The sequence below is a fragment of the Agrobacterium sp. InxBP2 genome (assembly GCF_026191755.1).
Classification (GTDB): Bacteria; Pseudomonadota; Alphaproteobacteria; order Rhizobiales; family Rhizobiaceae; genus Agrobacterium; species Agrobacterium pusense.
In genome coordinates this window covers 335,421-358,012 of record NZ_JAINDY010000030.1, presented here as the reverse complement: position 1 = coordinate 358,012, position 22,592 = coordinate 335,421, and the positions used below count along the sequence as shown (strand labels likewise).

The 22,592-nt window shown below is 58.5% G+C and carries 19 protein-coding genes and 1 tRNA gene; 6 read left to right on the top strand and 14 right to left on the bottom strand.

Annotation, left to right across the window (positions count from 1 at the left end; translation table 11 throughout):
• Positions 1-89: 89 nt before the first annotated feature.
• The 7 genes from phoB to phoR all read right to left on the bottom strand — a co-directional run bounded on the left by phoB (position 90) and on the right by phoR (position 8,025).
• Positions 90-773: a phosphate regulon transcriptional regulator PhoB gene (phoB, locus tag K7A42_RS16985; protein ID WP_003493692.1), complete on the bottom strand. Its 684-nt coding sequence runs from the start codon at positions 771-773 to the stop codon at positions 90-92.
• 30 nt (positions 774-803) lie between these two features.
• The gene (phoU, locus tag K7A42_RS16980; RefSeq protein ID WP_004439770.1) at positions 804-1,529 is read right to left on the bottom strand and encodes a phosphate signaling complex protein PhoU; all 726 of its coding nucleotides are present in this window, start codon (positions 1,527-1,529) and stop codon (positions 804-806) included.
• A 95-nt stretch (positions 1,530-1,624) separates the two neighbouring features.
• Positions 1,625-2,440 (bottom strand): phosphate ABC transporter ATP-binding protein PstB, encoded by an 816-nt coding sequence (gene pstB, locus K7A42_RS16975; protein WP_003519986.1) that lies wholly within the window; start codon positions 2,438-2,440, stop codon positions 1,625-1,627.
• Positions 2,441-2,454: 14 nt separating this feature from the next.
• Positions 2,455-3,774, bottom strand: coding sequence for a phosphate ABC transporter permease PstA (pstA, locus tag K7A42_RS16970; RefSeq protein WP_282455586.1), 1,320 nt, complete (start codon positions 3,772-3,774; stop codon positions 2,455-2,457).
• Positions 3,771-5,255 (bottom strand): phosphate ABC transporter permease subunit PstC, encoded by a 1,485-nt coding sequence (pstC, locus tag K7A42_RS16965; RefSeq protein ID WP_282455585.1) that lies wholly within the window; start codon positions 5,253-5,255, stop codon positions 3,771-3,773. Before pstC ends, pstA begins: the two co-directional genes overlap by 4 nt.
• Before the next feature lie 272 nt (positions 5,256-5,527).
• Positions 5,528-6,562, bottom strand: coding sequence for a substrate-binding domain-containing protein (locus K7A42_RS16960; protein ID WP_004439763.1), 1,035 nt, complete (start codon positions 6,560-6,562; stop codon positions 5,528-5,530).
• 194 nt (positions 6,563-6,756) lie between these two features.
• On the bottom strand, positions 6,757-8,025 hold the full coding sequence (gene phoR / locus K7A42_RS16955; protein ID WP_282455584.1) for a phosphate regulon sensor histidine kinase PhoR: 1,269 nt from the start codon (positions 8,023-8,025) through the stop codon (positions 6,757-6,759).
• Positions 8,026-8,255: 230 nt separating this feature from the next.
• On the opposite strand from phoR, the gene ppk2 reads away from it, so the two are divergent.
• Entirely contained in the window at positions 8,256-9,152 is an 897-nt protein-coding gene (ppk2, locus tag K7A42_RS16950) for a polyphosphate kinase 2 (RefSeq protein WP_282455583.1), read from the top strand.
• Positions 9,153-9,185: 33 nt separating this feature from the next.
• Here the strand turns inward: ppk2 and K7A42_RS16945 are convergent, their stop codons facing one another.
• On the bottom strand, positions 9,186-10,331 hold the full coding sequence (locus tag K7A42_RS16945) for a hypothetical protein (RefSeq protein ID WP_077986614.1): 1,146 nt from the start codon (positions 10,329-10,331) through the stop codon (positions 9,186-9,188).
• 253 nt (positions 10,332-10,584) lie between these two features.
• Between K7A42_RS16945 and K7A42_RS16940 the strand changes: the two genes are divergently transcribed.
• From K7A42_RS16940 to K7A42_RS16925, 4 genes are all read left to right on the top strand, one after another.
• A complete protein-coding gene (locus K7A42_RS16940) occupies positions 10,585-11,547 on the top strand; it encodes an NAD(P)H-dependent flavin oxidoreductase (protein WP_278067198.1) in 963 nt (320 codons plus the stop codon).
• A 135-nt stretch (positions 11,548-11,682) separates the two neighbouring features.
• Positions 11,683-11,758: transfer RNA gene (locus tag K7A42_RS16935), tRNA-Thr, on the top strand.
• A 108-nt stretch (positions 11,759-11,866) separates the two neighbouring features.
• Positions 11,867-12,025: a YqaE/Pmp3 family membrane protein gene (locus K7A42_RS16930; RefSeq protein ID WP_004439740.1), complete on the top strand. Its 159-nt coding sequence runs from the start codon at positions 11,867-11,869 to the stop codon at positions 12,023-12,025.
• Positions 12,026-12,342: 317 nt separating this feature from the next.
• A complete protein-coding gene (locus K7A42_RS16925; protein WP_006698942.1) occupies positions 12,343-12,585 on the top strand; it encodes a DUF982 domain-containing protein in 243 nt (80 codons plus the stop codon).
• A 99-nt stretch (positions 12,586-12,684) separates the two neighbouring features.
• Here the strand turns inward: K7A42_RS16925 and K7A42_RS16920 are convergent, their stop codons facing one another.
• The 6 genes from K7A42_RS16920 to K7A42_RS16895 all read right to left on the bottom strand — a co-directional run bounded on the left by K7A42_RS16920 (position 12,685) and on the right by K7A42_RS16895 (position 20,523).
• Complete coding sequence (locus K7A42_RS16920; protein WP_004439734.1) at positions 12,685-13,077, bottom strand: PRC-barrel domain-containing protein; 393 nt, start codon at positions 13,075-13,077, stop codon at positions 12,685-12,687.
• 123 nt (positions 13,078-13,200) lie between these two features.
• Entirely contained in the window at positions 13,201-14,082 is an 882-nt protein-coding gene (locus tag K7A42_RS16915; RefSeq protein ID WP_278067197.1) for a helix-turn-helix domain-containing protein, read from the bottom strand.
• 109 nt (positions 14,083-14,191) lie between these two features.
• Complete coding sequence (locus K7A42_RS16910) at positions 14,192-16,399, bottom strand: TonB-dependent siderophore receptor (protein WP_282455630.1); 2,208 nt, start codon at positions 16,397-16,399, stop codon at positions 14,192-14,194.
• Between the two features lie 158 nt (positions 16,400-16,557).
• Complete coding sequence (locus K7A42_RS16905) at positions 16,558-18,234, bottom strand: ABC transporter permease (protein WP_112766113.1); 1,677 nt, start codon at positions 18,232-18,234, stop codon at positions 16,558-16,560.
• A 72-nt stretch (positions 18,235-18,306) separates the two neighbouring features.
• Entirely contained in the window at positions 18,307-19,323 is a 1,017-nt protein-coding gene (locus tag K7A42_RS16900) for a Fe(3+) ABC transporter substrate-binding protein (protein ID WP_004439728.1), read from the bottom strand.
• 153 nt (positions 19,324-19,476) lie between these two features.
• On the bottom strand, positions 19,477-20,523 hold the full coding sequence (locus K7A42_RS16895; RefSeq protein ID WP_112766112.1) for an ABC transporter ATP-binding protein: 1,047 nt from the start codon (positions 20,521-20,523) through the stop codon (positions 19,477-19,479).
• Positions 20,524-20,876: 353 nt separating this feature from the next.
• Between K7A42_RS16895 and K7A42_RS16890 the strand changes: the two genes are divergently transcribed.
• Positions 20,877-22,589: a long-chain fatty acid--CoA ligase gene (locus K7A42_RS16890; RefSeq protein ID WP_004439720.1), complete on the top strand. Its 1,713-nt coding sequence runs from the start codon at positions 20,877-20,879 to the stop codon at positions 22,587-22,589.
• Positions 22,590-22,592 lie beyond the last annotated feature (3 nt).

Here is a 22,592-nt window from a genome sequence, read left to right as displayed (position 1 = left end):
AAAATAAAAAGGCCCGACACCAGACCGGTTTCGGGCCTTTTTATTTTGGCGGAACGTCATGCTGAGGGGAACCCTCAGTTCGGTTCCGATCAGGCTTCCATCGAATATCCGGCACCGCGCACGGTGCGGATGACATCCTGCATATGGGAAAAATTGAGCGCCTTGCGCAGACGTCCGACATGCACGTCAACCGTCCGCTCATCCACATAGATATCGTGACCCCAGACGCCGTCCAGCAATTGCGAACGGGAGAACACGCGGCCCGGAGAGGTCATCAGGAATTCCAGCAGGCGGAACTCCGTCGGACCGAGACGCACCTCGCGGCTTTTGCGGTGAACGCGATGCGTCTCGCGATCCAGCTCGATATCGCCGCACTTCAGCACCGAAGACAGAACCTCCGGACGGGCCCGGCGCAGCATGGCCTTGACGCGGGCCATCAGTTCCGGCGTGGAAAACGGCTTGACCACATAATCGTCCGCGCCGGTGGCGAGGCCGCGAACCCGTTCGCTTTCCTCGCCGCGCGCCGTCAGCATGATGATGGGAAGGCGCTCGGTTTCCGGCCGCATCCTGAGCCTACGGCACAGCTCGATACCGGAAACGCCGGGAAGCATCCAATCCAGGATGAGCAGATCCGGAATACGTTCCTGCAGCCTGATCTCTGCCTCGTCTCCACGGGGTATGGTGTCGACGTCATATCCCTCAGCCTCGAGATTGTAACGAAGCAGGACGCTCAGCGCTTCCTCATCTTCCACAACTGCAATCTTGGGCACCATATGCTAACTCCGCAAGCCGCTGCTTGTCTGTTACTCGGTCACCGAACCGAGCGTGTTGGAACTGTCGTCCTTCGGACGCTCGCCTTCCGGCTGGCTGCCGGTGGTCATGTAATAGATCGTCTCGGCGATGTTGGTGGCATGGTCACCGATGCGCTCGATATTCTTGGCGCAGAACAGAAGATGCGTGCAGGTGGTGATGTTACGCGGATCTTCCATCATGTAGGTCAGAAGCTCGCGGAAGAGCGAGGTATACATGGCGTCGATTTCCTCGTCGCGCTCGCGAATGGCATTGGCCTTTTCGGCGGAACGTGTCGAATAGACGTCAAGGACTTCTTTGAGCTGTACCAGCGCCAGCTCCGACAGGTGCTCTATGCCGCGGGCGAGTTTGCGCGGCACGCCCGTTCCGGCCACTGCGATAACACGCTTGGCAGTATTCTTGCCGAGGTCGCCAACGCGTTCGAGGTCCGCTGCAATACGCAGCGTGCCGATGATCTCGCGAAGGTCTGCCGCCATCGGCTGGCGCTTGGCGATGGTGACGATGGCCTTGTCGCCGATCTCCCGCTCGGAATGATCGAGGATAGCGTCATCGGAAATGACCTTCTGGGCAAGCGCGGCGTCGGAATTGACGAGCGCACGCACGGCGTCAGCACACATCTGCTCGGCGAGACCGCCCATCTCGGCGATGCGTCGCGTCAGGAACTTCAGTTCGTCATCATAAGCAGACAGGATATGCGAATGGGTCGTTGTCTGGTTCACGGTCTATTCCTCCGGCTTGGCCTTGCATGCGACCGCCCGAAGCGGGCCCGCAGCGGCACCAGTCTTGTTGGGTTGCGATAAAGCGCCGGCCGCGATCAGCCGAAGCGGCCCATGATGTAATCCTGCGTGCGCTGGTCATCCGGATTGGTGAACATCTTGTCGGTTTCATTTTCCTCGACAAGGTGACCGAGATGGAACATGGCCGTACGCTGGGAAACACGTGCCGCCTGCTGCATGGAGTGCGTGACGATAACAATCGTGTAATTGGTGCGCAGTTCGTGGATCAGTTCCTCGACCTTGGCAGTGGCGATCGGATCCAGCGCCGAGCAGGGCTCGTCCATCAGGATCACTTCCGGGCTGACGGCAACGGCGCGTGCAATGCACAGGCGCTGCTGCTGACCGCCGGAAAGACCGGTGCCGGATTCGTGCAGGCGATCCTTAACCTCGTTCCAGAGACCCGCCTTCTGAAGGCTCTGCTCAACGATCTGGTCCATATCCGCCTTGTTGCGGGCGAGACCGTGAATGCGTGGACCGTAGGAAATGTTTTCGTAGATCGACTTCGGAAAAGGGTTTGGCTTCTGGAACACCATGCCTACGCGGGCGCGCAACTCCACGACGTCAATCGCCTGATCATAGATATCGTCGGTGTCGAGCGTGATCTTGCCCGTGACCCGGCAACCGTCGATCGTGTCGTTCATACGGTTCAGGGTACGCAGGAAGGTGGATTTACCGCAGCCGGACGGGCCGATAAGAGCGGTCACCGTATTTTCGCGAACGTTGAGGTTCACGTCGTAAAGCGCGCGCTTTTCGCCGTAATAAACCGAAACGTCCTTGCCGATCATCTTGTATGAGACTTCATTCATTTTCTTGTCCAGCGCCTTTTCAACTGCTGCTTCCGACAACATGTTCATTGCTCAATCTCCCTTTACCAGCGCCGTTCGAAGCGGCGACGCAACAGGATTGCGCCAACATTCATGACGATGAGGAACAAAAGCAGGATGATGATAGCGCCTGAAGTCCTTTCAACAAAGGCGCGCTCCGCTTCATTCGCCCACATGTAAATCTGCACCGGCAGGGCCGTGGACGGGTCCATCGGCGTTGTCGGGTAATTTGCTACGAATGCCACCATGCCGATCAGCAGCAGCGGCGCAGTTTCGCCCAGCGCGTGGGCGAGGCCGATGATGGTGCCGGTGAGGATGCCGGGCATGGCGAGCGGCAGCACGTGGTGGAAGATCGTCTGCATCTTGGAAGCGCCGAGGCCCAGGGCGGCGGCGCGGATTGACGGCGGCACGGCTTTCAGGGCAGCGCGGGTCGCAATGATGATCGTCGGCAGGGTCATCAGCGTCAGGACGAGGCCGCCGACCAGCGAGGCCGAGCGCGGAAAGCCCATGAAGTTGATGAAGACGGAGAGGCCGAGCAGACCATAAACGATCGAGGGAACAGCCGCGAGATTGTTGATGTTTACCTCGATGAGATCAGTCAGACGGTTCTTCGGAGCAAACTCCTCAAGGTAGATCGAAGCTGCAACACCGATCGGCAGCGACAGCACCAGCACGATCAGCATCATGTAGAAGGAGCCGATCAGCGCCACGCCGACACCCGCCGCTTCCGGACGGCTCGAGGCGCCGTTGATGAAGATGCCGGTATTGAAATGCTTGCCAAGCTGCCCGCTTTCGGCGAGCTGGTTCATCCAGCCGAGCTGCTGGTTCGAGATACGGCGATTGGCTTCATCCGCCGTCAGATCGACCTGGCCCTTGAAGGCGCTGTCGACGTCGCCCGAGGCCAGCAGCGTCACCGTGCGGGTGGTGCCGATAACGGCGGGGTCGGCAACGACGATATCGCGAAGCTGCGTACGTACGCTATCGGAGATCAGAAGGTTGACGGCGCGAAGACCGGTGCGGTCCGTTGGCGCGACGCCCAGAACCTTGGCAACCGCATCACGGGCAAGAACGGGATAATTGGCCGTCATAAGCTTGGCCGGATTGGTGGCACGCTCGTTCTTGGGATCGATGATCTGTTCGGAGAACTCGACCGGAACGGTGATCATCGTCTGCTGGAACGCGGTGTAACCCTTGGAGACAACCGAGAAAAGCAGAAGGAAGAGAAAGATGAGGCCGAAGGAAATCGCTGCCATGCCATAAGCACGGAAACGGCGTTCGGCGGCATAACGGCGCTTGATGCCGATATCACGACGCGTCGCCTTGACGGCGTTCGCACTAGCTGCGGGAGAGGCGATGTCGGTCATTCATATTGCTCCCGGTATTTGCGCACGATGTAAAGCGCGTAGATATTCAGGCAAAGCGTGATGGCGAAAAGCGTGATGCCAAGCGCAAAGGCAACCAGCGTCTGCGGTGAGGTGAATTCAAGGTCGCCCGTCAACTGGCTGACGATCTTGACCGTCACCGTGGTCATGGGCTCGAAGGGATTAAGCTGCAGTCGGGCAGCGACACCTGCCGCCAGAACCACGATCATGGTTTCGCCGATGGCGCGCGACGCCGTCATCAGCACGGCGCCGACGATGCCGGGAAGAGCAGCCGGAAGAATGACCCTCTTGATGGTTTCGGAGCGCGTGGCGCCAAGTCCGAGCGAACCATCGCGCAGCGAACGCGGCACGGCGGTGATGATGTCATCCGACAGCGACGACACATAGGGGATCAACATGATACCCATGACGAAGCCGGCGGTGATGACACTCTGCGCCTGGACGAAGTTGGCGTAGTTACCCGTCGCCAGCCCGTTGATCTGCGCAGAAATGTCTCTGAGGAAAGGACCGACCGTCGTCAGCGCGAAAAAGCCGTAGACGATGGTGGGGATGCCGGCGAGCACCTCGAGCAGCGGTTTTGCCACCGAGCGCAGGCGGGGTGAAGCATATTCCGACATATAGATCGCCGAAAACAGTCCGACGGGAACGGCAACCAGCATGGCGACGAAGCCGATATAAAGTGTGCCGGCAAGCAGCGGGATCAGGCCGAACTGTCCCGATGAATCGGTCGCACCGGCAGCCGCAAAACGCGGATCCCACACCGTGCCGAAGAAGAACTGGTGAGCCGGAACCATGTTGAAGAACTGGATCGCTTCCGTCAGCATCGACAGAACGATGCCGATCGTTGTCAGGATAGCGATGGAAGATGCGACAAGAAGAGCGCCGAGAATGACCTTTTCGACCTTGTTGCGTGCCCGGAAGCGCGGTGCAATCGCCCGCAGCGCATAGGTGGCGCCGCCAAGCGCGGCCAGCAGCACGACAGCGATCATCGCAAGACGGCTCGTGGCGGTCATGGTGTTCAGCGTTTGGGCGGCGTCAACCATGAACCGTTCCGGATCACCGGCAATCGCCACGCCCTTGGATGCAAGCAGAGGCCTCACCGCGCTTGTGTCCGCATCGACCTGCGCCGTTTCTTCCGGTGTCAGCCGCTGAAGGCCGCGGGCGATGGAGGTTACCATGCCGTAGGTCAGGCTCTGCTGCGCCTCGGATTGCGCCCGGATGTCTTCCGGGAAATCGCCGCGGACCGCTGACGTCACGATGAGCGGGCTGATAATCAGCCAGACGCTGAGAATGAACGCCGCGGGCAGTACCGCCCAGACGACCGCGTATGAACCGTGATAACCGGCTCGGGAATGCATGCTGGAAGGACGCCCACCAGACAGGGCAACGGCACGGCGGCTGCCGAGCAGATAACTGCCGATGCCGATCAGCGCCAGTATCAGCAAAAGGATCGATGTGTTCATTAGAGTTCCCTCGGCGTGCCGCAGGAGCACGGTGCGATATAGGGCAAATCAAAAAGTCATCAAAACGAGACCGCTGGACCATCCCGGAATGCCTGCCAAGTGACTGTATCAAAGTCCGGCAAGCGTCAAGGTTGATACATCCTATCCATCTGTAATCCATAGACAATCATGTGGACGACGATGAATAGGAACTGTCAACCGAAGACATTCGCCCAAGCGGAGAGGCACCGGATGGTATGAGGGGCGCGGCAGGCCGCACCCCTCCTTCTTCATTACATCGTGGAACCGGCCGAGAACTTGGCACGGATTTCTTCGCGCTCTGCGTCCGGAGCGGCAACCAGGCCGTAATTTGCGAGCGGGGAATCCGGGCCGATCATTTCGTCGGAAACGAAGAACTCGACATATTCCTTAAGGCCCGGGATAACGCCCAGGTGAGCCTTCTTCACGTAGAAGAACAGCGGGCGGGAAACCGGGTACTTGCCGCTGGCAACGGTTTCAGTGGACGGAACGACGCCCGAAACGGTTGCGACCTTCAGGCGGTCGGCGTTGTTTTCATAGAAAGCGAGGCCGAAGACGCCGAGGCCGGTCTTGTTGGCGTCGATGCGAGCGAGCGTCTCGGTGTAGTCGCCGTCGATGTCGACTGCAGCGCCGTCCTTACGGACTGCTACGCACTTGGCAGCAGCCTGCTTGGCGTCGGTGATCAGCGTCTTGATGACGTCGGTCGCCTTGGCTTCCTTGCAGCCGTCAGCCATGATCTTCTCTTCGAAGACTTCGCGGGTGCCGTGCTTGGAACCCGGGATGTAAGCGGCGATCGCTACATCCGGCAGTTCCTTGTTGATTTCCGACCACTTCTTATAGGGGTTGGCAACGAGCTTGCCGTCCTTGACGATTTCAGCGGCGAGAGCGAGGTAAAGGTCCTTCGGCTCAAGCTTGATGTCCTTGTTGGAAGAATCCATTGCGAAGACGATACCGTCGTAACCGATCTTCACTTCCTGAACGTCGGTAACGCCAGCAGCCTTACAGGCGGCCAGTTCGTCGCTCTTGATCTTGCGCGATGCGTTGGCGACGTCGATGGTGCCTTCGCCCACGCCCGAGCAGAACGCCTTCAGACCACCACCCGTGCCGCCCGACTCGACGACCGGAGCCTTGAAGTTCGGGAAGGTTTCGGCAAAAGTCTCGGCAACGATCTTGGCATAAGGCAGAACCGTGGAGGAACCGGCAACCTGGATCTGGTCGCGAGCAGCGGCGGCGCCAGCGAAGGCGACAGAAGCCACCAGAGCTGCTGCGGAAAATTTAACGAAGTTCATTTGTCTCTCCCGTCGTGGGCTTGTTTGTGGACGCAGCCGATAGCGGCACTCGCTCTTAGCATGCGCTCGGCGACCTCTTCTTAACCACCGTAGCCCCATCCTTTTATGTCACTTCGATGAAAGATTTGTGACAAGCTAAATAATTGATTTAAAATGCAAATTTACGTGATATTTTGTATGTACGGGTGTTCATGTCAGAATCTGACGGTAAAATCCGTGCCGCTGCCCAGTTCAGATTTAATGATGAGCCGAGCGCGGTGGCGGGTGAGAATGTGCTTGACGATGGCAAGACCAAGCCCCGTTCCCTTTTTGGAGCGGCTGTCGGCGACGCTGACGCGATAAAACCGTTCCGTCAGCCGCGGCACATGTTCGGCCGGTATGCCCGGCCCCCGGTCGACGACGCTCACCTCTACCGGTTTGCCGGGCTCAGCCCGCAGCCAGACATCAACAATCTTGCCTTCCTGGCCGTACTTGCATGCATTTTCCACGAGGTTCTGGAATACCTGCACCAGTTCGTCGCGATCTCCCTGCACCTCCGCAGGACCATCGGGCAGATGCAGGGTGATATCGACATCGAGTTCGTTGGCAAGCGGCAGAAGCGTATCGCGCACATGGCCTATGACGGGAACGAGATCGACCTTCTGATCCGGCGCGATATTGGCGCGCAGCTCCAGCCTCGAAAGGGACATGAGGTCATCCACGAGCCTGCTCATGCGGGTTGCCTGATCGAGCATGATGGCGAGGAAACGCTCCTGCGCCTTGGGATCGTTGCGCGCCGGCCCCTGCATGGTTTCGATGAAACCGCGCAGGGAAGCCAGTGGAGTGCGCAGTTCATGGCTGGCATTGGCGACGAAATCGCTGCGCATGCGGTCGATGCGGCGAAGTTCCGAGACATCGCGGAATGACAGGATGTAGAAAAGCGGGCCCGCCCCCTCGCCCATATCCGCACGGGCGATACGGACGATGAAGACCCGTTCTGAGGGGAAACGCTCGGAATGTTCGACCTGATTGGGCTCCCCGGTGGTGATAGTTTCGCGAATGACATCCAGCAGGCCCGGCGAGCGCAGCCTTGCGGAAATATGCGCCCCGGCGGGAAGCTGACCAAACGCCCGTTCGGCCGCGCCGTTCTGAAACAGCACGCTGGCATTCTTATCGAGAATGAAAACGGGCGTATCCAGCACGGCAAGACCTGCCCTGACGCCGGAAATGACATTTTCAGCTGGAACATCAGGCTCATCCACCTGTCCGGCCGCATTTTTGGCCTTTTCGGAAAAGGCCGGTTTTTCGCGAACGGCCAGAATGGCGATGACCGCGCAGAGCCAGAGGACGGCCGGCATATAGGGCGTGTGCAACTCGGAAACTGCCACGATGGCGAGCATGCTGACGACGAGCACGGGCAGCCAGTTCCGGCCAAGCTTCTTTGCCAAAAGCCTTAATCCACCATCGCCTTCCATGACTGCCATTTCAGCCTGCTTTCCACTCTCGCTCGACAGCGCATCGAAATCTCATAGGCCAGCTTCATGACAGAGATTCATCACCGCATATTTTCCACAGCGTATATGTGCAAATTCCACGCTGCAATCGTCACACCGCCACAGCTTTCTCAAGCAATCCTCTTTCGCTTGAATTCTGCCGGGCGATGTGAACTCATTGGCGGCGAGTTGCCTTTACACAACAACAGCCGGAGGAAACCATGGCCGATGAAACGAAGAAGCGGACAGTTGAGATTACCGTTGGCGGAAAGCTGCGCAGCTTTGACATCGACGATCCGGTTCTTCCCGACTGGGTGGAGGAGAACAAGCTCTCGGCCGGCAATTTTCCCTATGACAAGAAAATGAAGCGCGAGGAATACGACGCCGCGCTGGAGGCGCTGCAGATCGAGCTCGTGAAGGTCCAGTTTTGGCTCCAGGCCACAGGCAAGCGGGTCATGGCAGTTTTCGAGGGCCGCGATGCGGCCGGCAAGGGCGGCGCCATCTTCGCGATCCGGTCTTATCTCAACCCACGCTATGCCCGCGTCGTGGCGCTGACCAAGCCAACGGAAACCGAGCGTGGGCAATGGTATTTCCAGCGCTATATCTCGCATTTTCCCACGGCAGGCGAACTGGTTCTGTTCGATCGCTCCTGGTACAATCGGGCCGGAGTGGAACCGGTGATGGGTTTCTGCACCCCCGAGGAACATAAGCGCTTCCTCAAGGAAACGCCGCGCCTGGAAAAGATGCTCGCCCATGAGGACATCCACTTTTTCAAGTTCTGGCTCGATATCGGACGGGAAACGCAGATCGACCGTTTCCACGATCGCCGCCATAGCCCGCTGAAGTGCTGGAAACTTTCGGACATGGACATAGCCGCGCTGACGAAGTGGGACGACTACACGCAAAAGCGCGACGAGATGCTGGAAAAGACCCATACCGATGTCGCGCCCTGGACGGTGGTACGCGCCAATGACAAGCGCCGGGCCCGGGTCAATCTCATCCGCCACATTCTCAATTCGCTGGACTATGAAGGCAAGGACAAGAAGGCGATCGGCGAGATCGACAATAAGATATTGGGGGCGGGCCCGAATTTTCTCGGAAAAGCCGAAGAGACATGAGGAGAGCCGCCTTTGGCGGCTGCTCGTACCCTTTTACTGACCCGGCAGGATGCGCACGGAATAAAGGTTGACCGGGCGGCCGCTGCCATCGATATCGCTGTTGATGAAAATCCTGCCCGGCGCGTTGGGGGCCAGCGAACGCTCGAATGTCGCGTTCAGCAGCATGTCGGCGCGCTCGGCCGTGGCCGTAAAGCGGTGGCGCGAACAATCGCCCAAGGTAGCGAAATCGCATGCGACGGACACCTGTGTCTGCCGGTCACTGGAGGATTGCAGGGTAATGGATATGGTCGAGGATTTCCCGGCCATATCCCGCATCACTTCGACTGGAACCTCGATGCTGACGGCGCCATCCTGCGCCACGCTTCTCGACGTCACCCGAATTGCCTTGCCGGCGGGCGTTGCGATATTTTCGACATTGGCGCGTGGACCTGCCGAAACTCCGGAATTACCGCGCTCGGCATTAAAAACCTCGACCCAGTCGTCCGAAAAGCCACGCCCGGCCGATAGGCTCGGGGCGGGTTCGGCGCCATTAAAGTCCTCTGCCTGCACCTGCGCCGGCGGATTGGGCACGCTGGTATCCCGCTGTTCCGGAGAGAGCAGGACGCCCGAGGAATAGGCCCACCAGGCGCCGAAACCGACAAAGGCCAGAAGCGTGACATAGATGAAAAGCCGGGCAAAAAGCCCGCGGCGCTTGCGGCGACCAACAGCACCTTCGGGGCGGAAGGCAAGCGATGCGTCAGCCGCGCTGGAACCTCTTCTCGATGGTTTTCCGCCGCGCCGGCCTGGTCGGGGGGATTCCGGAGCCGTGGCGGCACCGGGTCGCGCATCGCGCGTTTCACCGCGCAGTTCCGGCTCGACAGACACTTCATCCCGATGGGGCGGCTGCGAAACGGGATCGACGGAACCATCATCCTGCGCCGCGCTTTCCTGCACGGGCGGCCGCAATTGCTGCTCCACCCTGTCCAGAAGCCGGTTGCGTTCCTCGTTCTCGATGAGGTGGATCAGGCTTTCAAGCCGCTGGCGCTGCTGGGCAACAATCTGCGGGTCGTCGATGCCCTGCTTGCGCAGGCCCGCTTCCAGTGCCTGACGGGACGATTGATAAATACGTGCACGAACTTCGGCGTTCGATCTGTCCGATTTTTCCAGAGCATTTCTGATTGCCGTTTCCAGTCCGCTCACGACCGATCCTTGTTCTAATGCGCTTTGCAAAATATGCGGCGCTGCGCCATGGGTTCACGATTCGGTAACGGCTATGCCGCCCCTCCGCAAGCATCGTTTGTGATAAAGACCGGATTGTCTTGGGGAAAATCGATCTATTGTGGCGCTACGAACGCAGGTCCGGCGACGCCTCGCGGTACTGTTTTCGCTTCCAATCCAACACCGAACGCGATAATGACTTACGTGCGCGTAAACGTAATCTGGGGGAGGAGCCATGCTACCGTCCGTGCTGAAAGACAATCTGCGTCTTCCGGTCATAGCGTCACCATTATTCATCATTTCGCACCCGCAACTGACGCTGGCGCAATGCAAGGCGGGCGTCATCGGCGCTTTCCCGGCGCTGAATGCGCGGCCGGAAAGCCAGCTCGATGAGTGGCTGGCGATGATCACCGAAGAGCTTGACGCGCACAACCGGGCCAACCCGGATCGTCCGGCCGCGCCTTTCGCGGTCAATCAGATCGTGCATATGTCCAACCGGCGACTGGAACATGATCTCGGCCTTTGCGTGAAATATAAGGTCCCGGTGGTTATTTCCTCGCTCGGTGCCGTGCCGGAAGTCAATGCGGCCGTGCATTCCTATGGCGGCATCGTCCTGCACGATGTCATCAACGATCGCCATGCAAGGTCGGCCATCCGCAAGGGCGCGGATGGGCTGATCGCCGTCGCGACGGGCGCCGGCGGCCATGCGGGCACACTTTCTCCCTTCGCCCTCGTGCAGGAAATCCGCGAGTGGTTCGATGGCCCGCTGCTGCTTGCCGGCGCCATTGCCAATGGCGGCTCCATCCTCGCGGCACAGGCGATGGGCGCGGACATGGCCTATATCGGCTCCCCTTTCATCGCCACGCGGGAGGCCCGCGCCTCCGACGCCTACAAGCAGGCAATCGTCGATGCGCATGCCAAAGACATCGTCTATTCGAACTATTTCACCGGTGTTCACGGCAATTATCTGAAAAGTTCGATCGTCGCCTCCGGCCTCGACCCCGACAAGCTGCCGGAAGCGGATCCCTCAAAGATGGATTTCGAATCGGCTTCCGGCGGCGCAAAAGCCTGGAAGGACATATGGGGCGCGGGCCAGGGTATTGGCGCGGTCAAGGCGGTGGAGCCGGTAGCGGCTCTGGTTGATCGGCTGGTCCAGGAATACGAGGTTGCGAGGGGCCGCATCTGCGCCGGAGCCTGATACGCCCTTAAACCTTGGACAGGCAAAGCTTTTTGCGGAAATTTCAAAAGCCACGCATTCAAGGCTTGAAATCCGTCGGCATTGCCTGTATCAGCCCGCCATGAAGCTGATCCGTGACAGACGGATCACAACCGGGCCGCTTTAGCTCAGTCGGTAGAGCACATCATTCGTAATGATGGGGTCACGTGTTCGAGTCACGTAAGCGGCACCATTTTCAAACAAAAATCCATCCCAAAAAGCACGTCCGTGCTTAAGTGAAACCAAACCGCCCCACACACGTTCTCCGGCTGGTCAACAGTCAACCGGAAAGCCTGTCATCGTGGACGTCATTCGTATTCTCATCGCCATCATCCTGCCGCCGGTTGGTGTATTTCTCCAGGTCGGACTGGGGCTGCACTTCTGGCTCAACATTCTTCTGACGCTGTGCGGTTATGTGCCCGGCATCATACACGCGATCTGGGTGATCGTGCGGAGGTGACGTTCCGCATCGCGTGACGATGGAATGTCCGCAATTTTTTAGCACGTGATTAAATTATCATGTGCTTCTGGAACCGCATCTTCTCCTTCACGTTATGGTGATGACATAGACAAGGAGAAAATCATGAACCAGATCATCTACATCGTCGGCCTCGTCGTTATCGTCCTGGCGATCCTTTCGTTTTTCGGCTTCCGCTGATCACCGTTGTCAATTCCATTGCTTGCGCTTATCCTAGGCGGTAGTGACACAGGACAGCGTTCATGGGTTGCTCCGCTGTCGGGTTTGTTTCGGGATCGCGTTGCTCTGGGAGGTGCACGATGAAGAACGAGAGATGGACAGAGCCTGTTGAGGTCAATCTGGATGCGAACGGCAAGAGTGTCGTCGCCGGCCCATTCGAAGCACTGACATTGTTGACCGAAGGCTGGCCAAATCGGCGCGGATTGAGTTTCGTGAGAGCCAGAAGTGCGTGCCGCGCTGCACTTGACGGGCGAAAATCGCCGGAGGAAGCGCGTAAGTGCTTCACAGATGCGGTTTCCGACATGCAGAAGAACCCACATTAATGCAGAAAAAACGGCTCCTTCAGGAGCCGTTTTTGTCAGGCGTTTCCGGCTGAAAATCAGCTGAAAACGCCACAATGCCCGTTGGCAAGATTATTCGCCTTACATCCAGTAAGGGGCGACGCCGTAATAGTCGTAGACCTTACGATCCCTTGCGTTCAGCAATTCGTCATCATCGAGATTGGCGAAATGCGGGGCATTTTCGATCTGTTCCTTTGTCAGGTCGATGCGGTAGCCGTCGAGCTCTTCGTCGTAATGCAGCTTTTCCCATGGCAACGGATAATAATCGTCGCCAATGCCGAGAAAACCGCCGAAGCTCAATACCGCATAGGCCACGCGGCCGCCGCGCTTCTCAAGAATGATGCGCTGGATCGAGCCGATATGCTTGCCGTCGGCGCCGTAAACGCGGGTGCCCTCCACCTTGTCGCTGGCGATGAGGCTGGGCGTGTCCTTCACATAGGGGTCCTGGCCGGCGCGGGGTTCCTGATGCAACATGATAGTTTCCTCCTTGATTTCCGCAATGGGTCACGTCTGTAAACCCGTCGCCGGAGAAATCGTTCCGGTGCGTTTCGGATGCCGTCAGGGAATTTTTTGGAGAAAGAACGGAACAAAGGGCAGCTACTGGCGGCTCCTCTGCCAGACCGAGGGGGACACCCCGACCATCTTTCGAAAGACGCGGGAGAAGTGCGCCTGATCGGAAAATCCGGCTGCGATGGCGATGTCGGTAAGCCCCATCTCGGTTCGCATCATCAGATCCTTGACCCGATCAATACGCGCCTGCATCTGCCACTGGTGCGGCGGGACGCCGGTGGAGGCCTTGAAGGCATGGCTGAAATGGGATTGCGACAGGTTTGTAAGTTCCGCAAGTTCCTCAAGCCGGATCGACCGAAGGCAATGTTCGCGAATATAATCCGTCGCCGCCCTCAATTGCCAGGCGGCGAGCTTGCTGCGCTTTTTGACCGGCTCCCGCCTCACTTTCAGAAAATCCGTCAGCAGCGCCAGCACGAGGCTCTCGCCATAGAGATCGTGCAGCGGATCGGGATTGTCGCATTCGGCTGCGATCAACCGCGCCAGCGCCAGCAGGCGCTCATCCTCGAACATCAGATGCGGGTCGAGCAAACCGTGCGGATCGAAACCCTGCACCAACCGAGCCCCCAGCAGTCCAGCGTCGAAGTGCAGATCGAGGTGGCGGAGGAAGGAAACGTTGCTCAACTCCGCATGCACATCCAGATCGGCAGGCACGAAGGAAATACGGTTCACCTCGGAGGCAATATACTTGTCGCGGCGGCAGCCGTTCATGACGAACCTGCCATCATCCTTTCCATCCATCTCCAGCAGAAAAACAAAACGCGGGTCCTTGCCGACATAACGTCCACCTGCTTTCGGTGCACAACGCACGTCCCAGAGATCGGCAACGATGCCGTTCCAGACCCTTGAGCGCGGGCCGCCTATAACGGCAAAACCGTCGATCTCATTTTCCATCCGCACGCGGAAAGCCATGGCTTCTCGATCCCGCAGGGCGCGCCATGGCGCCACTATAACATGATAAGTTTATTCATGTTTATAGTGGCAAACCAATTTTCCCGCAACTGCGGCCTTTGACCAGGCCTTACCACTTCTTGGAAAGCTTGAAGGTGATGGTTCGGCTGTCACCCCAGCCGCAGACGGAGACACCGGCGCAGCCCTTGACGTATTCCTTGTCGAAGACATTGGCGACGTTGATGGATGCGGTCCAGTCGTCCTTCTGGTAACGGACCGCGGCATCGAAAACAGCGGCGTCAGGAACGCGCAATGTATTCGCCGCATCCGCCCAGGATTTGCCCTGATACCGCACACCACCGCCGATGCTCAGTCCGTCAAGTGTATCCGTGGTGAAAGCATAGTCCAGCCACAGCGAAGCGGTATGGGCGGGCACGATCCATGGCGATTTGCCAATGAGATTTGGATTGGCATCGCGGGTAATGTCGATATCGGTGTAGGAATAGGAGGCGAGTGCCTTCCAGTTTTCATTGAGATTGGCTTTGGCCTCCAGCTCGAAGCCGGTGGATTCGACCTGTCCGAACTGGCCGCTGGTGGTCACCCCACCCGCCGTATACGACACGATAGCATTATCCTTGACCAGTTTGAAGACCGAGGCGGTGATGCTGCCATCGAAGAACGTCGGCTCGTATTTGATGCCGGCTTCGAACTGGTGGCCTTCTTCCGGCACGGCGGGTGTGCCGTCTGCAAGCGTATCGATAAGCGGATTAAAGAAGGTGGCGGCGGAGACGTAGGGCGTCAGGCCATTGTCGAATTCGTAGGCAAGGCCGGCGCGGCCGCTCAGCGCGTCGTCACTGGAGCGGCGGGACAGGCCCGTCGGCAATCTGTTGTTCAGCTCCGTATCGACATAGTCGTAACGGCCATTCAGCGTCACAAGCCAGCCATCTCCGAACCGCAGCTGGTCCTGCGCATAAATGCCGATCTGCTGTTGGGTCACGATGTTATCGGCATAAACGAAATTCGTTCCCTGCGCCGAACCGTAAACCGGATTGAGCGCGCCGATCGCATTCGACCCGCAGCAGGCCTGCACCTGATCCAGCCGGTAATATTTATAGTCCAGACCAAAGAGCAGTGAATGGCTGACATCGCCGGTATCGAACTGGCCTTCCACTCGGTTATCCACACCGAAGCTATCGACCTTCGACACGCCGTCGTAACCGAAGCGGGTCAGCATATAGTCCTTGGTGATCGGATCGAGTCTCGGCTGGCCGTTGGCATCGGCATTTGCCCAGCCGCCGGGATAGGGCCCGGTCTCGTGCTTGTACAGATGCCCATAGCGGGCGTTCTGACTGATCTTCCAGCCATTGTCGAATTCATGGCTGACCTCGTAGCCCACCATCGATTGATAGACGCGGCCGTTATCAAGGCCCGGCTCACCATAAAAGGCTTCACGGTTGAGCTTGCCGAAGGGCGCGTCGGCCACGGTGCCGACATAAGGCAGGAAACCGTTGCCCACATGCACCTGGTCAAGCGCCGAAAAATACCCATAGAGCGTGGCGCTTGTCTGCGCATCCGGCTCGAAAGTGACTTGCGGCATGATGAAGCCGCGCAAATCCTCGGAGTAATTCGTATAGTTGTCGCCGCCCGAGACCTTGCCGGTGACGCGGTATTTCCATACGCCCTCATCATCCACCTTGTCGCCGAGATCGAAACCGAAGAAAGCGTTGCCGAAATTATTGATGCCGATTTCCGTTTCGCGAACGGGTTCCTCCTGGGTGCGCTTGCGGATCATCTCAACGATGCCACCGGGATTGGCGCCGCCGTAGAGCACCGACGCAGGCCCCTTCAGGACTTCAACCCGCTCCAGACCATAGGCATCCATCTGGAAACCGCCGAAACCGTAACTGAACAGGTTCAGCCCATCCAAAAACACCCCAGTCTGGGTGGCCTGAAAACCGCGAATATAAAACCAGTCCGTATCCGGATCCGTGCCAAAGGGCTCCGCCGTCACGCCTGGGGTATACCGCAGCACCTCGTCGATCTTCGTCACCGCGCCGCGGTCGTTCATTTCCTGGCGGCCGACGACCGATACGGATTGCGGAATATCTCTGGTTTCCGTCTCGGTTTTTGAACCCGTCGCGCTTTTCTTCGCGACGTAGCCCCGGACGGGACCGGTTGCATTTTCCGCGCCCTGCCCGTCAACGGTAATCTGCTGAAGGACGGTTGTGTCCTGCGCGTGCACCATCGCAGGCGCCAGCAAAACTACGGCAGCCGTTCCCAAAGCCAGATGGCGCAAAAACATCCCATGCAAATTTTTCAAGATATGCCCCGAAAACATCGCGACCATATTGATATCCCAAGGGTCGCAGCACCTCAATTAAGCTGAGTATTTACACAGGATTAAGGCCCGATGCTTGTCGTTTTCTGGGTGGATTTGAAGCTTATTGGCCTCTTGCACAATTTTTCGCCCGCAATTTATCCGGCGGAGCTTCGATGTCAGTTCTTGCGCCGGCCGATCCTTGCAAGTTGCATGACCGGAAGCATGCCGATGACGACGATTGCCAGCGCTGCGATGGCCGCCTCCTCGTAGGTGCCACGCGCCGCTTCGCCATAAAGATGGGTGGCAAAGGTTTCGAAATTGAGCGGCCGCAACAGGAGCGTAGCGGGAAGCTCCTTGACGCAATCCACGAAGATCAGCAGTGCCGCAGCCGCAAGTGAGGCCTTGGAAAGCGGAAGATGGACGTGTCGGAATGTCTGCGTTGCGGATCGCCCGAGCGTTCGCGAGGCGTGATCGAAGGACTGCGGGATGCGGCTGAGGCCAGCATCCACCCCACCGGCGGCAATGGTAAGGAAACGTGCGGAATAGGCGTAGATCAGCGCGGCGCCACTGCCGATGAAGATGAGGCCTGTCGATATGCCGAACCAGTCGCGCATGGTCGCGTCGACAAAGCGGTCAAAGCCGCCGAGCGCGATCAGGACGCCGATGGCGATGACCGTTCCGGGGGCGGCATATCCCACCGTCGAAAGACGATAGGACCAGAGCGACAGGCGGCCCGGCGCAAGGCGCATGGCGTAAGCGACGACAAGGCCGAGGATGAGGGTGATCACCGTCGCCACCCCGGCAAAGACGATGGTGTTCAGGGCCTCATCGGCAAAACGGGGGGACAATCCGTTGAAACGAAACCGTTTCCATGCCTCTGTGACGAGATAGCTGGCTGGCGCCATAAAACCGATCAGGACCGGCAAGCTGCCCAACAAGAAAGCGGCCCAACCCTTCAGGCCATTGAGCCGCAGCGGCTCCAGTTGCCTGCTTTTCTGCGCAGAGACCGCGTAGCGCTGCTTGCGTCGCGCCCAGCGCTCAAGCGCCACGAGGGCGACAACGATGAACAGCATGGAAAGCGCAATCTGCGCCGCACCCGGCAGGTCGGATTTCGTGACCCAGGTGGTGTAGACGGAGACGGTGAGTGTGCGGACGCCAAGAAATTCGGACGCGCCGATATCGTTCAGCGCTTCCATCAAGGCAAGGCTGACGCCGACCGCAATCGCCGGGCGCGCCAGCGGCACCGCTACCTTGAAGAAAGCCGCACGTCTGGAGACTCCGAGCGTGCGCGCCGCTTCCAGCAGGTTGCCTGCCTGCGTGAGGAACATGGCACGCACGGGAATATAGACATAGGGAAACAGCACGAAGCCGAGAAGGACGATGCATCCGGTCATGGACCTTATGTCCGGAAGACGGAATTCACGCGGGCTGGAATAGCCGAGCAGCCAGCGGATCGCGCCCTGCACAGGCCCGATGGGATGCAGAATATCCAGATAGGCGTAAGCGACGATATAGGTGGGCATGGCCAGCGGCAGCAGCAGCGCCCATTCCAATATTTTGCGGCCGGGAAAATCATAGGCGGTGACCAGCCAAGCGGCACAGGTTCCGAGGATACCTGCCAGCAGCCCGACACCGGCAAGAAGGATCGCCGTATCCGGAAGCGCCGTCCAGAGCACGGTTGAGCCCAGATGCGACCAAAGGCCATCAGAACCCTGCAACGCCTGCGAGACAAGCGCCAGAACCGGAACCATGGCGCCGCAAACCGCCAGCACTGAAAGGCACAGCCACCAGAAGGAGGATGAAAATCTGGCTCGGGCACGAGGTGACAATGGCTGGGTGGCGTCTGGGTTCATGTGCTTCTGGAAAATACGCGGAAAGGCGCCCGCAATTGCGAACGCCTTTCACATGTTATCGCTGATTGGCCTTTACTTGTCGAAACCGACCTTGTCGACCAGCTCGCTCGCCTGCTTGCGATGCGATACGATTTCCGTCAGCGGCTTGTTATCGATCTTCAGCGTGCCGAACGAAGCGACGATCTCGTTGAGAGCCGCGCCCTGCTTGACCGGATATTCGTAGTTGGCCTCGGCATAGATCTTCTGGGCTTCGTCGGAAACGAGATATTCCAGAAGCTTGACAGCTTCCGCCTTGTTCGGCGCATTCTTCGCCACGGCTGCGCCGCTGATATTGACCTGCGTGCCGCCATTCTTGAAGGTCGGCAGAACCACCTTGATGGCGTCGCCCCACTTCACCTGCTCCTCGCCGCCCTTGCCCGAGCGCATCAGGCCGACATAATAGGAGTTGGCGATACCGATATCGCAAATGCCGCCGAGGATGTCCTTGGCGACATCGCGGTCACCGCCACCTGCCTTGCGGGCGAGGTTTTCCTTGACTCCGGCAAGCCACTTCTCGGTGTCTTCAGCGCCATAATGGGCGATGTAGTCCGCAAACAGCGCCGTATTGTAGGGATGCTGTCCGGCGCGAATGCAGACCTTGCCCTTCCACTTCGCATCAGCGAGATCTTCATAATTGAAGGAAGCGAGATCGAGGTCCTTAGCTGCATACAGAACGCGGGCTCGCATGGAAAGCGCGAACCAGTGACCCTTGGCATCGCGCAGTTCAGCGGGGATGGCCTTGCTCAGGGTCTCGGATTCGACCGCCTGCGTTACGCCCTTTTCAGCGAGATCGACAAGATTGCCGGCGTCCACCGTCATCAGAACGTCAGCCGGCGAACTCGCGCCTTCGCTCAGAACACGCTCCGCAAGGCCGTCCTTCAAAAACACGGTATTGACCTTCACGCCGCTCGAAGCGGTGAAGGAGTCCAGGAGGGGCTGAATGAGGCCCGGCTCGCGGGTGGTATAGATATTGAGTTCAGCGGCATTGGCTGCGCCGGCTGCAAAGGCAACCGTGCTGGCAAGCAGGGCGAACCCGGTAAATTTCTTCATGTTTTGTCTCCCTCTCCGATAACGGCAATAGGGGGAGCAGACATCATACATGATGATACAAATCAAGTTTTATTTCGCCATTTTCCGCCGCCTTTTGATCACCAAGAGTTGAAAACGGGCAGAAAACGAACATGCAAATGCGCTCATTCAACTTCAGGTAAATATCAGCACACCCTTCGGATCAATTCCGAAGCGTATCGCCCGCGTCTTGGCGGCTGTACGCTGCATTGTTCTGACGCGAAGATCAGCTGGTAATCCGGGCACGGCGATGCCGAGCTGTTCGATCTCCCCCAGGAAGACCCGGCTCGATATTTCGCCAGCAATACCTTCTTTCGCGGCGTCTTCGATAATCGAAATCGCATTGGGCCGAACATAGGCAACCGCCGGGAGGCCATCGGGCAGATCGGAGGCATCCCCCAGCAGGCCAAGCGGCGTTTCCACGCGACCCTGCCTTACCCGTCCTTCAATCTTGTTGAAGGCGCAGAAAAAATCAGCGGCATAGCGGGTCTTGGGATTGTCGTGGATTTCATAACCCGTGCCGCTTTGCACGATCCGTCCGCGCTGCATCAGAACCACGCGATCGCCCGCCGAAAGCGCTTCTTCGGGATCGTGGGTAACCATGATTGCCGTCGTGCCCAGCTGGCGTAGAAGACCGAGCGTCTCTTCGCGCACATCGTCACGCAATCCCCTGTCCAGATTGGAAAAGGGCTCGTCCATCAGCAGAAGCCCAGGCTGCGGGGCGAGTGCACGGGCAAGCGCGACGCGCTGCTGCTCACCGCCCGACAGCGTATGCGGATAACGTTTCGCAAGTTCCTTGAGATGCACGTGTTCGATCATCTCGGCAGTGCGCGCCCGGGCCTGCGCTTTCGGCAGCGAGCGGAGGCCGAACATGACGTTCTGCTCGACGGTAAGATGCGGGAAGAGCGCATAATCCTGAAATACGAAACCGATATTGCGCTTTTCGGGCTCGATGAAAACTCCAGACCCGGCCACGACAGCGCCGTTCAGGGAAACGCTGCCTTTATCGGGTGTCTCCACGCCTGCGATGATACGCAGCAAGGTTGATTTTCCGCAGCCGGAGCGCCCTACAAGACAAATGATCTCACCGCTTTCGACGGACAGATCGATGTCGGACAATACATCCGTATCACCGAATTTCTTGCCCACCGATTTCAGTTCTAGCGCTGCGCTGCCTGCCATTTCCAATCCTGCCCTGCTTTGCGAATTATGTTGATCGCTCAAATCAGGATTAAAGTCAAAAAAGACCGGGAAAATGCATTTTCCATCACGAGTTGGCGAGATGTGCGGCAGCAATATTGACGTTTACGTTAGAGTTAAATAGGTTTCGCCGATAAGATGGACGTCAAGGGATTACGCGTCTATCATTCGTCACCGGGGAGCGGGAGGAGCAGTCGATCCGGTGACGTCACAAGTGGTTCCCTCACGCCGGCAGATGCGGCAGGTGCGGGAGCCTCTTGAACATCAGGCAGCCGAAAGCGCTGTTCACGCGTTCCACAGAATGCGCGGCGCGAAGAGACTCTGGGAGGAGCAGCATGAGTGAATTGTCCCTGGGACACCCGCAGAACGCCGTCATTGGGAAGCGCTGGCTGTCTTCCTATCCGCCGGGCGTTCCTTCCGAAATTCCCGTATCGACCAATGCCTCCCTCGTCGATCTTCTCGAAAAGAGCTGTGTGCAGTTTGCCGACCGGAAGGCCTTTTCCAGCATGGGAAAGTCGCTGACCTACCGGGAACTGGACGCTGAAACCCGAGCCGTCGCCGCCTGGCTGCAGTCCAGAGGACTGGAAAAGGGCGACCGGGTTGCCGTGATGATGCCGAACATCCTCCAAAATCCGGTTGCGGTTTATGGAATCCTGCGGGCAGGCATGGTGGTGGTCAATGTCAATCCGCTTTACACACCGCGCGAGCTGGAACATCAGCTGAAGGATTCCGGCGCGAAGGCGCTTTTCGTGCTGGAGAACTTTGCACATGTGGCGCAGCAGGCGGTGCCGAAAACCGCGGTGCGGCACGTGGTCGTCGCGGCGATGGGCGATCTTCTCGGCCTCAAGGGACATATCGTCAATCTGGTGGTCCGCAAGGTCAAGAAACTGGTGCCCGCCTATACCATTCCCGGCTCCATCAGCTTCAAGGCGATGCTGAAGGAAGGTCAGGGATTTTCGCTGAAGCCGGTCAGCCTCACGGCGCAGGACATTGCTTTCCTGCAATATACCGGGGGCACGACGGGTGTATCCAAGGGTGCGGTTCTCACGCATGCCAACCTTCTGGCCAACAAGCTTCAGATCAGCCTGTGGCTGGACGCCGCCTTCAACGGCCAAAAGGATCGCCCGGAAGTTCTCAACTTCATCTGCGCGCTGCCGCTCTGCCACATCTTCGCCTTGACGGTGAATTCGCTGATGGGCATTGCGCTTGGCGGCCACAATCTGCTGATTGCCAATCCGCGCGATATTCCCGGTTTTGTGAAAGAATTGTCGCATTATCAGCCGCATATTTTCCCCGGCATCAATACGCTTTTCAACGCGCTGATGAACAACGAGGATTTCCGCAAGCTCGATCTGTCGTCGCTCATTCTGGTTCTCGGCGGCGGCATGGCGGTGCAAAGGCCTGTCGCGGAACGCTGGCTTTCCATCGTCGGCTGCCCCATTGCGGAGGGTTACGGCCTCTCCGAGACATCGCCGGTTGCCACCGTCAACCGCCTCGATTCCACGGAGTTCAGCGGAACCATCGGCCTGCCGATCTCTTCCACCGAAATCGATATTCGCGACGAGGACGGCAACAGCCTCCCCACCGGAGAGGTCGGAGAAATCTGCATCCGTGGGCCGCAGGTGATGGCGGGTTATTGGCAGCGGCCGGACGAGACGGCAAAGGCGATGACATCAGACGGCTTCTTCCGTTCCGGCGACATGGGCTTCATGGATGAACGCGGTTATACCAAGATCGTCGACCGCAAGAAGGACATGATCCTCGTCTCCGGTTTCAACGTCTATCCGAACGAGGTGGAGGAAGTGGCCGCCAGCCATCCAGGCGTCCTGGAATGCGCCGCCATCGGCGTTCCGGACGAGCACTCCGGCGAAACCGTCAAGCTTTTTGTGGTCAAGAAGGACCAGTCGCTCACGGAAGCGGAACTCAAGGCATTCTGCGCCAAGAACCTGACAAACTACAAGCGGCCGAAGATCATCGAGTTCCGTACCGAGCTGCCGAAATCGAATGTCGGCAAGATCCTGCGGCGCGAATTGCGCAATCTGAACTGAACG